Source organism: Massilia sp. TSP1-1-2 (assembly GCF_049896185.1).
Lineage (GTDB): Bacteria > Pseudomonadota > Gammaproteobacteria > Burkholderiales > Burkholderiaceae_D > Telluria_A.
In genome coordinates this window covers 220,213-233,127 of the sequence record NZ_JAFCTU010000001.1, presented here as the reverse complement: position 1 = coordinate 233,127, position 12,915 = coordinate 220,213, and the positions used below count along the sequence as shown (strand labels likewise).

Sequence of the window (12,915 nt, the reverse complement as noted above, 5' to 3'; positions counted from 1 at the left end):
CAAATGACTTTTTGCACCTGCTTAAGTTTGTAGCGCCGCCAGCTTTTCCACTTGTGGTCTGACCCCGAATTGACGCGCGGCCCGAATTGTGCGGCAAGGCGGGCTATTTTTGCTGGCGCTGGGCAAGTTCAGTCGCTTCGATGAACTTGATCAGCCAGGTCTGGAAGGTATCTTTCCAGATACCGTTGTGGCCATTCAAAATCGTGCCGTCGGTGCGGGCGACGAGAAAAGGATTGCCAGGCTGCGCTTCCTGCGCGGTACGGGTCAGGCACAGCGTCTCCTCATTGCCACGCTCGTTTTTTGTCTTTTCACAGAATTGATCGAACCACCGCGCGTCGGCCAGCTGCTGTGGCGCGCTCGCGGTTTTGCGCAGCGTGTGCGTGACGTAGTCGCCATAGTTGCCCAAGGTAGTACGTTCCCGTTCGCTCCAGCGGCCCGTCAGGAGTTGCCCCGCGGAGAAGGCAAAGCGCGTCGGATAGTCGTTTGATGTGGAAATTGTCAGCAGCGTGGGCTCTTGCGCCCGGTTGTATTGTTCCTGGATGCGCCGGTTGCTGTTGAAGGCGGAAAACCGGGAGGCTTCGAAGGCCGGGTTGAGCAAGATCGTCAGGTTCGCCGCGCCATAAAAGGCGTCGTAGACGCCGTGGCCGCCCGGATGGGCCATCGATTGGTTGTGCAGCAGGACGGGCGCGACCGATGAGAACAAGATGCGCGCGCCAAAGCTGTGGCCAATGGCGGTGATGAAGTCTTTTGGATCGCTCCGGCGCCGTTTGATGTTAGCCGCGGCGCCCAGCAGCTTGGTGACGTTTGAGACGGCAATGGCGCGGTCCGCCGCATTTTTGCGGTCCCAAAACGTGAGGTTTTTCAAGCCCGGCACGGGACTGGAGGCACCCGGCCAACCGATGAACACGCCCACCACGTCTTGCCCGCTGTTCTTTTTGGCGTCCGTCAGCTTGGCAACGAGCGCGGTAAAATTTTGCAGGTCGCTGTCTGCAGGAGCAGAATTGTGCTTCCAGCCATGCACGTAGAAGACGACGAATTTCGACCGGTGCGCACTGCCCGTCGCCGTAGCGCCGCCGCCGATTTCAAGCAGGACGTCCGTCCACTGGCAGCGGTCCATCAGTTCGCCATTGTCCGACAGGTCGAGTTTGCGAACGATGGGACTGCTTGATGGTCGGGGGATGTCGGACGGATCAGGTCCTTTCCAGCGGGACGTCGTTTTCCATGGTTCGCAGCCTAAACTGACGTCCGCATCGGTCGGTGTGTGGGTGCATCCGGCCAGCGCAAAGCAGACAAAAGCGGCGACTGACCCAACTGCCCCAACTGCGCCGACTGTTCGGACAGTCGCGCCCTTCAAATGTGTCGGAAGCGCCGCCGCCATGGATCTTGTTGTCATCTGCCGCGTCCGGATAAAGGTTGTCGAATAGCCAAAGTATGCATGGAGTCGGCCCATTTTGCTACCAGCGCAAAGGCGGGCCGGCTCCTGCGGATCTATCACCAGAATCTGTGGATAACTTTGTGAGCAACTATGGAGCGGTTCGCCAAAGTCATTGATCTATAAGGGTTTTCGTCCACTGCCTCTAAATGACGCAGCCAGCGTTTTTCTTTTATAATCAAACACTTATAAAAAATACTTGATGTCGCGGCGGAACTGTGACATAAGCATGACCGTCGTAAATTTTTGTGGACAGCTTTCCCCATGCAGACTTCGCCCGACCCCGATTCCAGCTATACACCGCCGCCGGTACTGACCGTCACCGCCCTCAACGCGCAGGTGGCGCGCCTGCTCGAGCGCTCCTTTCCGCTCACCTGGATCGGCGGCGAAATCTCCAATTTTACGCGCGCCAGTTCCGGCCACTGGTATTTCACGCTCAAGGATGATGCCGCCCAGGTGCGCGCCGTGATGTTTCGCGGCAAATCGCAGTTCGCCGGCTTTACGCCGCGCGAAGGTGACAAGGTCGAGGTGCGCGCGCTCGTCACGCTGTACGGGGCGCGCGGCGACTATCAGATCAATGTCGAGGCGATCCGGCGCGCCGGCGTGGGCGCCCTCTACGAAGCGTTCCTGCGCCTGAAGGACACGCTGGGCGCGCAGGGTTTGTTCGACCCGGACCGCAAGCGCGCCCTGCCCCTGTTTACGCGCAGCGTGGGCATTGTCACCAGTCCCAACGCGGCGGCCCTGCGCGACATTCTCAGCGCGCTCAAGCGGCGCGCGCCGCACGTGCGCGTGGTGCTGTACCCGGCGCCGGTGCAAGGCCAGGGCGCGGCCGAACGGATCGCCGCGGCGATTGCCAGCGCGTCTTTCCGGGCCGAAGTCGATGTGCTGCTGGTGTGCCGCGGCGGCGGTTCGATCGAAGACTTGTGGAGCTTTAACGAAGAAGTCGTGGCGCGCGCGATCGCCGCGTGCAGCATGCCGGTGATCGCCGGCGTGGGCCACGAGACGGACTTTACGATTGCCGACTTTGCCGCCGACGTGCGCGCCGCCACGCCCACCGCAGCGGCGGAACTGGCCGCCACCGCGCACGCCGACTGGATGGCCTCGCTGGGTGCCGACGCCGTCGACCTGCGGCGCGCAATGCGGCGCACGCTGGGCGAGGCCAGCCAGTCGCTCGACAACCTGGCGCGCAGGCTGCAAAGCCCGTCGGCCCAGATTGGCCACCAGCGCCTGAAACTGGTGGCGCTGTCGACCGCGCTCACGCACGCGGTGCGCGCGCCGGTGGGGCGGCACGGCTTTGCGCTGGCGCAGTTGCGCGCGCGCTGGGCCAGCCACAAGCCCGATGCGCGCGCGCGCCGGATCGAGATCGACTCGCACCGCCAGCGCCTGGCCAGCGCGCTCGCCTACCAGCTAAGGCAGCGGCGCCATGCGCTGGGCGCGCTGTCGGCCCAGCTCGAGCTGCTCAATCCCCAGCGCACGCTGGAACGGGGTTACGCGATCGTGCGCGACGGGGCCGGAAACGTGCTACGCTCACCGTCCCAGATCGCGCCGCGCCAACTGCTCAACATCCGCCTGGCCGAGGGCAGCGCCGAGGTCGGGGTTGCCAGCGTGCAGGGCGCACTGGATTAGCCTGCATCGAAAGCCGAGACGCACTACAATAAGGGTCGTTTGCACATTCATCACGCTCTTAACGCCAATCACGCTCTCAACACCAAAGGACAAGCCATGGAACATACACTGCCGCCACTCCCCTACGACATGGACGCGCTCGCGCCGCACATCTCCAAAGAGACGCTCGAATACCACTATGGCAAGCATCACCAGACCTACGTCACCAACCTGAACAACCTGATCAAGGGCACCGAGTTCGAGAACCTGTCGCTCGAAGAGATCATCAAAAAATCGTCCGGCGGCATCTTTAACAATGCGGCCCAGGTGTGGAACCACACCTTTTACTGGAACGGCATGAAGCCGGCCGGCGGCGGCGCACCAGCAGGCGGCGCAGCGGACGCGATCAACGCCAAGTGGGGTTCGTTCGACAAGTTCAAGGAAGAATTCACCAAGTCGTGCCTGGGCAACTTCGGTTCCGGCTGGACATGGCTGGTGCAAAAGGCCGACGGTTCGGTCGATATCGTCAACACGTCCAACGCGCTCTGCCCGTTGACCACCGGCGACAAGCCGCTGCTCACCTGCGACGTCTGGGAGCATGCTTACTACATCGACTACCGCAACGCGCGCGCCAAGTACGTGGAAACGTTCTGGGGCCTGGTCAACTGGGACTTCGTGGCCAAGAACTTCGCGTAACAAGCGACGGCGCGCGCTGTGCGGCGCACCGCGGCGCGCGCTGCAAACAAGGCCTTTGTCGCAAGACAAGGGCCTTTTTTTCATCACAAGCGATAGTGGATTCTCATCTCGAGGGATCTCGTCATGCGCTTTCGTTCATTGCTGCCGGCCATTGTTGCCGCATCCTGCCTGGCCCATTCCGCCCAGGCACAAGAAGTTCTTCCCGGATTGTATTTTTCGTATGCCGACTGGGAACTTGCCTGCGACAACACCGGCACGTGCCGCGCCGTCGGTTACCAGCGCAGCGCCGATGCGGCGCCGGTATCGGTGCTGCTGACGCGCCGCGCCGGTCCGGGCCAGCCGGTCAGCGGCCAGTTGCTGCTCGGCGAGCGAGTCGATGCCGCGGCGCGCCTGCCGCCGGTGCTCGCGCTGACGCTGCGCATCGACGGGCGTGACGCCGGCAGCGTGATGGCCGGGCGCAGCAAGGTGGCCCTGCCGCCCAAGGTGCTGGGCGCGCTGCTGGCCGCCCTGCCCGGCACGGCCAGCATCGCCTGGACGGCTGGCACGCAGCGCTGGCAATTGTCGGGCGAAGGCGCGGCGGCGGTGCTGCTCAAGATGGATGACTTTCAGCGCCGCATCGGCACCCGCGGCGCCTTGCTCAAGCCGGGCACGCGCTCAGAAGCGCAGGTGCTGCCGGCAACGCCGGTTCCGGTGGTCAATGCGGCGCGCTGGGTCAGCACCACGCCGCCAGATGCGCACTGGGTCCAGGCGCAGGCCGCGCCCCTGCGTCAAGCCTTGCGCACCAGCCTGGGCGAGCAGGATTACTGCCCCGTTCTGGACGACGCCGCGGCAGCGCCGCTGACGGTGCGCCGGCTCGACGCGCAGCGCCTGCTGGTGTCGGCCCGCTGCTGGGCGGGCGCTTACAACGTGGGCGACGGGTACTGGGTGGTCGACGCCGCGCCGCCGTTTCACCCAGTGCTGGTCACCACCTCGGGCAGCGAGGCCGACGAGCCGGCCATCGTGGCCAGCCACAAGGAGCGCGGCCTGGGCGACTGCCGCGCCAGCGACGCCTGGACCTGGAACGACGCTGCCTTCATCCATACCAGTTCGGCGACTTCGGGCATGTGCCGGATGGTGGCCGCCGGCGGTGCATGGAATTTGCCGCGCATCGTCAGCGACGTGCGCCCGGCCCGCTAGCGGGCGCTCACTCCCGGTGCGGCACCTGCATGCCAAGCTGCACCGCGGGGCGCGCGAGAAAAGCTTCCAGCACGCGCATCACGTTGGTGTAGCCGGCGATCCCGACCAGCTCGCCGGCGCCGTAAAAGGTGTTCAGCGTATTGACCCACGGAAAAATCGCAATGTCGGCGATCGTGTACGCATCGCCCATGATCCAGTTGCGCCCGGCCAGGCGCTGGTCCAGCACGGCCAGCAAGCGTTTCGCTTCGGCCGCGTAACGCTCGCGCGGGCGCTTGTCTTCATAGTCCTTGCCGGCGAACTTGGTGAAAAAGCCGAGCTGGCCGAACATGGGGCCGATGCCGCCCATCTGGAACATCAGCCACTGGATCGTTTCGTAGCGGCCGGGGGCATCGGCGGGCAGGCATTTGCCGGTTTTTTCGGCCAGGTACAGCAAAATGGCGCCGGACTCGAACAGCGGCAGCGGCGCGCCGTCCGGGCCATTCGGGTCGATGATGGCCGGGATCTTGTTGTTCGGGTTGAGCGAGAGGAATTCGGGCGAGGTCTGGTCGGCGCTGTCAAAACTGACCAGGTGCGGCTCGTACGGCAAGCCTGCTTCTTCGAGCATGATGGCGACCTTCACGCCGTTAGGCGTGGGCAGCGAATAGAGCTGGAGGCGCTCCGGGTGGCTGGCGGGCCATTTTTTGGTCATGGGGAAGGCGGACAGGTCGGGCATGCTGGCTCCTGGTAAAGATGGGTAGCGCTGGAGTCTACGTGCTATTCAAAAATCACGCTGGGGGCTGGAATGTTCGGAGTCGGTCGCAGATTTTCAGCACGCTGGCGTGTCATCAAATGTATCCATTTGTCCGCCCTTTTGCGCATCTGGCCGTTGGCGGCGCGACTCTTATACAATAGCCGCCGAGGAGATATGCCATGTACCGAGTGATGCTGGTGGAAGACGATATGCGCCTGGCGCAGCTGGTCACGGAATACTTGAACAGTTATGAATTCACGGTCGACCTGGTCACCCGCGGCGACACCGCGCTGGCCAGTTTCAAGTCGCTGGCCCCGGATGTGGTGGTGCTTGACCTGATGCTGCCGGGATTGGACGGGATGGTGGTGTGCCGCCAGATTCGCGAGCTTTCCGCGGTGCCGGTTCTGATTTTGACGGCGCGCGAGGATTCGTATGATGAAGTGTCGGTGCTGGAACAGGGCGCCGACGATTTCGTCAACAAGCCGGTGCAGCCGCGCGTGCTGCTGGCGCGCCTGCGCGCACTGATGCGGCGCGCTAGCGGCAGGAGCGAGCCGGAAGGCCAGGGCATGGTGTTCGGGGCGCTCTCCATTGCGGTGAGCGACCGCAGCGTGACGTGGCGCGGGTTGCCGTGTGTGCTGAGTAATACGGAGTACAAGCTGCTGCTGGTGCTGGCCGAGTCGGCCGGTCATGTGCTCTCGCGCGATGCGCTGCTCAAGAAAATGCGGGGGATTGAGTTCGATGGGCTCGATCGCAGTATTGATAACTGCATTTCCAAGTTGCGCCGCAAGTTCGATGATGTGGATTCGGAAAAGATCAAGACGGTGTGGGGTGAGGGGTATTTGTTTTCGCCGTCGGCGTGGGGGTGATCTGCGCTTTTCCGCCCTACGTTGCGCTGGCGACTATGCGGGTGGTGGGCTATTCGTAGATGGGGTTGATCGCCAGGGGGGCGTTTTGGGTGACGACGTGGCTCTTTTCGCCCGCCGCGCTGAAGCGGTAGGTCACTACCCGGAAGCCTTCGTACGGGTCGCCCGGAAAGGCCGGGCCGTCTTGCGTCGTCAGCGCTTCGCCCTCCCCTTTGCGCACCCGTACGCCCGGGTCAACCATGCCGCGCGCGAAGACGAAGCGCACGCCGGTGCAACGCAGCGCGCGCAGCGTGGCGTCCACTGTGCGCTGGTAAGCGAGCGCTTCTTCGCAGGCGCTGCGCAGGTCGCCCGTTTCGTACACGCCGTCCGCTCGCACCACAATCGAGATGCGCGGGCGGAATACGTACTGGCTCACTTTGCGATTTAACACCAGCGCCGCATTCTCGTCGTATGCCGACTTGAGCAGCGGGAAGACGGTGCGTCCGGTCGCGTCCAGCGGCAGGTTCACACTGGTTCCCTTGCCCTGCAGCGATAGCTGCAAGCCTTCGGGCGCCAGGTTTTTGTCCTGGGGCATGACCTGGAAGTGGTTCTGGATGAAGTGCTTGCTTTTGCCGTACTTTTCGAACGCGACCATCGCCCGGTAGGCGTCGCGGTAGCTCACCCATTGCCCGTCATTGACTTGCGCCACGCCCGATCCGGCCGTGAACAGCAGTGCAAAAAACGCGGACAAGGAGGTGAATGCGCGCATGTCAGAACCGGTAGGCCAGGCCAGAAGAAACGGAAACATTTGTCGGCCGCTGTACCAGCGGGCTATGGCGCGCGTCACCCTGCAATCGCGTGACGCGCGCCCCGCTGACCAGCAGCCAGCCGGGCGCCAGCGCCCAGTTCCAGCGCGCCCCCAGATACACATCCTGCACGCCCCCGCCGGGCGCGTACGGGCGGTGGCCGCTGCTGGTCGCTTCGCTGCCGCCGACGCCAAAAAAACTGGCGTTGTAGCGGTTGTTGACCAGCGTGGCGCCCGCCGACCAGCTCAAGCGGTGGTGCGCGGTGATGTCGGCGGCGGTGTGCTGCACGGCCAGGTTCCAGACCAGGCCGTCATGCCACTTGCCGGCGCCGTACAGCACGCTGTTGGTCAGGCGTAGCGTGGGCGTGACGTCATAGTTGACAAACGCGCCGGCCTGCAGGCGCGCCTTGATCGGGTCCATGCCTTGCAAGCCGTCGCCGCCGGACGCTGCCCCGCGCTGGCTGGTCGGCTGCATCACGCCGGGGACGGTTTGCTGGCCGATGCCGTCGATGGCCTCGCCGGTGCCATCGACGCCGCGCCGGGTCTGCACGGACAGCAGGGGCCCGTATTCGAGCGTGGGCTGCTGCGACAGATGCATGCCGGCGCTCATGCCGGAGACGAACACGCCATTGCTCCACTCAAGCTGCAGCAGCGGCAGCGCGCGCACGCGCCGCGCGTTGCCGCCCTGGTAGACGGGCTGCGTAATGGCGCCCAGGCCGATGTACAGGTCGCGGCTGCCGTCGGGCATCGGGTTGTTCGCGGGCGTCTGGGCCTGCGCTGCGCTGCAGGTGAACAACAGCGTGAGCAACAGCGTGAGCAACAGCGTCAGCGGCGGCGCGAGAAACGTTTTCATGGTGGTGTCAGGGGAAAGTCCGGATGGCTCATATTCTACCTTGCCCGTTGACATCCCTAATTGCACGGCAAGTAAGTGCACGGCAAGTAATTGCACGGCATGTAACATGGCACCCGGCCGGGCCGCCAGGCGACGCGCTAGGCGTGCGGCGGCCGGACCGGTTGCGCGTACTGCGAATAAAAAAAGCCCACGATACTGATGCATCGGTGGGCAAACGGAAACCGATAACTTCATCTTAGGCAACAATGCATTCCCATTCCCCCTCACACTGTCCCGTATTTGTCGTCCATTTGTAATGTTCCCAAGCCGATCGGCCTCGCATACAATGCTGGCAGGAGGAAAGCAGATGGTTTTGGCAACAGAACGTGAGGCGCTGCCGCGAAAGGGTGCATGAACCGCATCTTCTTTCGCTTTTTCGTGCTGGTCATGCTGTCTATCACGGTGGCCACGTTCGTCATCTATTTCGTCATCAGTCGCCTGTTCGGCGACCCGCTCGACGACATCGCGCGGCGCCAGGCGGCGGCCCAGATTTTTCTCATCGAACAGTATGTCGACAAGGCCCCCGGCGACGAGTGGCTGGTGCGCCTGAACAAGGTGCGCGAAGTGTCGGGCATCAATATCGAACTCATCGCGCTGGCCGATGCGCGCACCGCCCTGCCGCGCGACCTGCATGCGGCGCTCGCGCGCGGCGAGGTCGTGCTCGACATCTCCGGCAAGGCGTTTTACCGGCGGGTTGACCTGTCGGGCAGCTACTACGTGGGCAGCGCCGACGAGGTAATCCTGGCGCGCGACTTGCCCATCGATATAGGACTGGCGCTGCAGATGGAAGCGGTACGCTATGTGATCGTGGCGCTGGCGCTGCTCATTCCGATTGCGCTGTGGTCGCGCTCGCACTGGATGGGCTTGCAGGTGCTCTCGCAGGTCGCCGACCAGGTGGGCGCGGGGGATTTATCGGCGCGCGCGATACTCAAGCCGGGGGCCAGTGTGTATCCGCTGGCCGAGCGCATGAACCTGATGGCCGGGCGCATCCAGAGTTTGCTCGACGCTCAGCGCAACCTGATCCATTCGGTGTCGCATGAATTGCGCACGCCGATTGCCAGGCTGGGGTTTGCGCTGGAATTGCTGCGCGCCCACGCGGGCGATGCGGCGCTCGAGCCGCGCATCGCGGCCATGGAGGGCGATGTCGAGGAGTTAAATGGGCTGGTCAATGAGTTGCTGGGGATGATCAAACTCGATAACGCGCAGGCCTTGCAGCTGGAGGAGGCGCGCGTCGACGCCTTGCTGGCCGGTTGTGTGGCGGCGTTGCCGCCGTCAACTTGCAAGGTGCAGGTGGTGCTGGGCGAGCAGCTGGGCATGGTCCGGGCCGACCGCCGCTTGCTGGCGCGCGCGATTGGCAATTTGCTGACCAATGGGCAGAAGTATTGCGATGCGACCGTGGTGCTGTCGGCCAGGCGCGGGGCGGGGCTGGAGATTGTGGTGGAGGATGACGGGCCGGGGATTCCGCAGCAGGAACGCGCGCGCGTGTTTGAGCCGTTTTATCGGCTTGACCGCAGCCGCGATCGGGCCACCGGCGGGTTCGGGTTGGGGTTGTCGATCGCACACAAGGCGGTGGCGCTGCATGGGGGGACGATTCGGGTGGAGCAGTCCGTGGTATTGGGAGGGGCGCGGTTTGTGATCAGTTTGCCGGGTTAGGGGTAGTGGGGGGCGTCGATTTTTGGCAAACGAGGATGTTGCCACAGTGGCGTCGTGTCGTAGGTCGGATAAGCGTAGCGCAATCCGACATGCGTCACGTTCACGCACGTCGGATTGCGCTACGCTTATCCGACCTACTTGCCTTGGCAACGCGACGATCTACCGGGGCTGGCGCGCTATTCTTTGACGCTCGGCTGCAGGTGCGTGAGGCCGTACCACAGGTGTTCCCACCAGTGGGGACGCGAGTTGACAACCTGCATGCAGATGACGTCAACCTCGCCCTTGAAAACCTTGTCCTCGCATTGCTTCGTCATCAAGGCGTGGCGCTGGTTTTCTGCATTGACCAAGGCGATGGCCAGCCATAGCGCCAGGCCAGCCATCAACACCGCCAGCGTCCACGCGACCTGATTGACGTGGCTGGTCTCGAACAGATCCTTGACGTCGGGCCGCGACCCGTCGTAAATTTTCAAGATCTTTTTTTCCGTTTCGTCGCTCATTTGCTCACGGTTTTCTTCGCTGGCGCAGGCGCCGCCGGCGCGGCGGCGCTGTAGCCTTTTTCCTTCATCGCCATGGCAACGAGGGCGTCGAGCGTGGCGCCGGCGGCCCCCGCTACGCCGCTGCTGGGAATGGCCGGGTTGGCCTGGCCTACCGCGCCTGGCGAGGTGACGTATTTGCCGTCGACGACGAAGGTCGGCGTGCCGTCAATCTTGTAGGTGGAGACCATCTGCGGCAAGCGGCGCAGCTTGGTCAGCACGCCGAAGGAATTCCAGTATTCGGTGAACTTGGCTTTGTCCAGGCCGCTCTTGGCCACCCAATCCAAGATGGCCGCGTCAGTCATCAGGCGCTGGCGCTCGACGTGCACGGCGCGAAACACCTTGGGGCCGTATTCGTCGCTCTTGCCCATGGCATCCAAGGTTACCCACAGGTGCGCTTCCGGATCGGCCGGTCCCTGGAAGGGAAAGGCGACGCGCTTGAAGGTGACGTCGCTACCGTGTTTTTTGACCCACTCGGCCACGTGCGGCTCCATCAGGTTGCAGGCCGGGCAGTGATAGGCGAAAAATTCGATCACTTCGATCTTCTTGCCAACCGCCTGGGTCGGCTGCGGCGCGGCCAGCGTGGTATATTCGGCGCCGTTTTTCGGATCGGCAGGAGTTGCCATGGCGGTGGTGGCGATCATGGCGACGGCGGCGACAGCAAGACGGAGGGAACGCATAAGGTAGTCCTTGTTGATTGATTGAGCGAACGACGCGAGATTACCACTTTTTTGGGCCAGGCCCGGGCCGGCGGGAGCATTATTGCAATTACTTACCTCTGTAACGCAGGGTTACCGCCGGCGTTGACGCGCCAGTTCGAGTTTTTCGCATAGGTCGGCCACGCCGGCAGCCATGCGCGGCCCGGCGCGGGTCAGCGATTCCGGCGGGCTGAACAGGTTGTTGCGGCGCACCGCCAGCATGCCCTTGTACGCGCGCCACATGTTCAGGCCAGCCTCGGGCGAGTCGTCGCGCACACTGCCGATGATCGCTTCCGGATTTTGTTCGAGCACCGCTTCGGTGCTGACCATCGGCGCCTTGACCTTGAGCTGGCCGAAAATATTCACGCCGCCGCACAGGCGAATGGCGTCGCTGGCGATCTGACTGTTGTTGAGCGTGAAAAGCGGCTTGTCCCAGATCTGGTAAAACAGGCGCACCGGTGAACGCCTGGCGTAGCGTTTTTCAAGCGCGGCGATTTTGGCGCGAAAATTTTGCGCCGTCTCCTGCGCAGCCGGTTCGGTGCCGAGCAGGACGCCGAAGCGGGTCAGGCTGTCGGCCACGTGTTCGAGGCGGGTGGGCTCGCTGTAGAAAATGGGGATGCCGGTCTGGCGCAGTTGCTCAAGCTGGCGCGCGGTGTTCCCGCTTTGCCAGACCACGAGCAGGTCCGGCTTCAGGGCCAGCACGCGCTCCATGTCAAGCTCGCTGCTGCTGCCGACCACCGGCACGCGGCGGGCCGCCTCGGGATAGTCGCTGTAGTTGATGGCGCCGACCACGCGCGCGCCGCCGCCGGCCGCAAACAGCAATTCGGTCACGTGCGGCGCCATCGAGATGACGCGTTGCGCGGGACGCTGCAGCACGACGCGCGCGCCGCTGTCGTCGAGCACGGAGATGGCAGCGCCTGATGACGCGGCGGCCAGCGCCAGCAAGGCGCCGATGGTAAAGCGAAGCATGGCGGCGCCCTTCACGGGGCCGGTGCGCGGCAGAGCGCGGCGGGAATGATCATGGTCGTCTCTACATTGTTAACGCGTTACAAACATCAGGCCGGCGTTCCCGCAGGCGCGGTGACGCCAGCGGGCACTAGAGCGGGCACTAGAGCGGGCACTAAGCCGGACACTAAGCCGGACACTAAAACGGGGCCATTATAAACGCAGCGGCGTCGCTAATCGAAAGCGCAATGGTCGGCCAGAATGTCTTCTTCGCGGCGCGCACCCGTGGTGCGGCGCTCGTCGGCGTGCACCGGGCGCGCGCTGACCCGCTCCACCAGTTCGAGCATGGTCTTGAGCGCGTCGGACATCACGAGCGCGGCGGCGGCGACCGTGTCGGCCGGTGAGGCCGGCCCCTTGGCAGCCTGGCTGCGCAGCGTGCGTTCCTGGTCGGCGCGGCAACTGACCGCCTGCTTCCAGTAACGTTCGCCAGGTAACCTGAGCCACACGTCGCGCCAAGCGTTGCGCCCTTCGCCAACAACGGCGAGCGTGAAGCCGCGCGGCGACACGCGACGCCCTTGAAACAGGATGTCGTCGCCTTCAACGCGCGCGTGATAGGTCGATTGCCGGGTAGACATGCGCAGCTCGGTGCCGCTGGGCAGGAACAGGGTTTTCCATTGGTAACCCTGACTGCTTGCGGGATCGGCAGAGGCCGGTGACGGTTGCGGCGAGTTTGCCGCGATCCATGCACGGATGGCGGCAGTAGCAGCCTGCACTACGGAAAGCTTGCTGCCGCTATTGCGCAGGTGCAATACCAACTCGGCCACGAGGTGGGTGGGTACGGTGTGACTCCCTATTGCATTCATACTCGTTCTCCGTCTGGATTTGTCGAATTTGGGGCCTCTTTGAAT

At 63.8% G+C, this 12,915-nt stretch carries 13 protein-coding genes; 5 read left to right on the top strand and 8 right to left on the bottom strand.

The genetic code is table 11. From position 1 onward, the window contains the following. Nucleotides 1–103: 103 nt before the first annotated feature. Complete coding sequence (locus tag ACP7BV_RS01100; protein WP_426100619.1) at nucleotides 104–1,117, bottom strand: hypothetical protein; 1,014 nt, start codon at nucleotides 1,115–1,117, stop codon at nucleotides 104–106. Between the two features lie 579 nt (nucleotides 1,118–1,696). On the opposite strand from ACP7BV_RS01100, the gene xseA reads away from it, so the two are divergent. The 3 genes from xseA to ACP7BV_RS01085 all read left to right on the top strand — a co-directional run bounded on the left by xseA (nucleotide 1,697) and on the right by ACP7BV_RS01085 (nucleotide 4,909). Then, the gene (xseA, locus tag ACP7BV_RS01095; protein ID WP_426100617.1) at nucleotides 1,697–3,058 is read left to right on the top strand and encodes an exodeoxyribonuclease VII large subunit; all 1,362 of its coding nucleotides are present in this window, start codon (nucleotides 1,697–1,699) and stop codon (nucleotides 3,056–3,058) included. A gap of 96 nt (nucleotides 3,059–3,154) precedes the next feature. Beyond that, complete coding sequence (gene sodB / locus ACP7BV_RS01090; protein ID WP_426100615.1) at nucleotides 3,155–3,733, top strand: superoxide dismutase [Fe]; 579 nt, start codon at nucleotides 3,155–3,157, stop codon at nucleotides 3,731–3,733. A 123-nt stretch (nucleotides 3,734–3,856) separates the two neighbouring features. After that, nucleotides 3,857–4,909, top strand: a complete 1,053-nt coding sequence (locus ACP7BV_RS01085) for a DUF1176 domain-containing protein (protein ID WP_426100613.1) — start codon at nucleotides 3,857–3,859, stop codon at nucleotides 4,907–4,909. 7 nt (nucleotides 4,910–4,916) lie between these two features. Here ACP7BV_RS01085 and ACP7BV_RS01080 read toward each other — a convergent pair whose 3' ends face one another. After that, nucleotides 4,917–5,621, bottom strand: coding sequence for a glutathione S-transferase N-terminal domain-containing protein (locus ACP7BV_RS01080; protein ID WP_426100611.1), 705 nt, complete (start codon nucleotides 5,619–5,621; stop codon nucleotides 4,917–4,919). Between the two features lie 197 nt (nucleotides 5,622–5,818). Here ACP7BV_RS01080 and ACP7BV_RS01075 point away from each other — a divergent pair, with 197 nt between their 5' ends. Then, a complete protein-coding gene (locus tag ACP7BV_RS01075; RefSeq protein ID WP_426100609.1) occupies nucleotides 5,819–6,505 on the top strand; it encodes a response regulator in 687 nt (228 codons plus the stop codon). 49 nt (nucleotides 6,506–6,554) lie between these two features. Here the strand turns inward: ACP7BV_RS01075 and ACP7BV_RS01070 are convergent, their stop codons facing one another. Both ACP7BV_RS01070 and ACP7BV_RS01065 read right to left on the bottom strand, forming a co-directional pair. Next, complete coding sequence (locus ACP7BV_RS01070) at nucleotides 6,555–7,250, bottom strand: hypothetical protein (RefSeq protein WP_426100607.1); 696 nt, start codon at nucleotides 7,248–7,250, stop codon at nucleotides 6,555–6,557. Nucleotide 7,251: 1 nt separating this feature from the next. Further along, nucleotides 7,252–8,139 (bottom strand): MipA/OmpV family protein, encoded by an 888-nt coding sequence (locus ACP7BV_RS01065; protein WP_426100605.1) that lies wholly within the window; start codon nucleotides 8,137–8,139, stop codon nucleotides 7,252–7,254. A gap of 390 nt (nucleotides 8,140–8,529) precedes the next feature. On the opposite strand from ACP7BV_RS01065, the gene ACP7BV_RS01060 reads away from it, so the two are divergent. Beyond that, the gene (locus ACP7BV_RS01060; protein WP_426100603.1) at nucleotides 8,530–9,831 is read left to right on the top strand and encodes an ATP-binding protein; all 1,302 of its coding nucleotides are present in this window, start codon (nucleotides 8,530–8,532) and stop codon (nucleotides 9,829–9,831) included. Nucleotides 9,832–10,007: 176 nt separating this feature from the next. Here the strand turns inward: ACP7BV_RS01060 and ACP7BV_RS01055 are convergent, their stop codons facing one another. The 4 genes from ACP7BV_RS01055 to ACP7BV_RS01040 form a co-directional block, all read right to left on the bottom strand. Further along, nucleotides 10,008–10,328 (bottom strand): hypothetical protein, encoded by a 321-nt coding sequence (locus ACP7BV_RS01055; protein WP_426100601.1) that lies wholly within the window; start codon nucleotides 10,326–10,328, stop codon nucleotides 10,008–10,010. Next, the gene (locus ACP7BV_RS01050) at nucleotides 10,325–11,044 is read right to left on the bottom strand and encodes a thiol:disulfide interchange protein DsbA/DsbL (RefSeq protein ID WP_426100599.1); all 720 of its coding nucleotides are present in this window, start codon (nucleotides 11,042–11,044) and stop codon (nucleotides 10,325–10,327) included. The genes ACP7BV_RS01055 and ACP7BV_RS01050 overlap by 4 nt, the downstream gene beginning before the upstream one ends. Nucleotides 11,045–11,155: 111 nt before the next feature. Continuing rightward, complete coding sequence (locus ACP7BV_RS01045; protein ID WP_426100597.1) at nucleotides 11,156–12,031, bottom strand: cobalamin-binding protein; 876 nt, start codon at nucleotides 12,029–12,031, stop codon at nucleotides 11,156–11,158. 209 nt (nucleotides 12,032–12,240) lie between these two features. Next, entirely contained in the window at nucleotides 12,241–12,870 is a 630-nt protein-coding gene (locus ACP7BV_RS01040) for a hypothetical protein (protein ID WP_426100595.1), read from the bottom strand. Nucleotides 12,871–12,915: the final 45 nt, after the last annotated feature.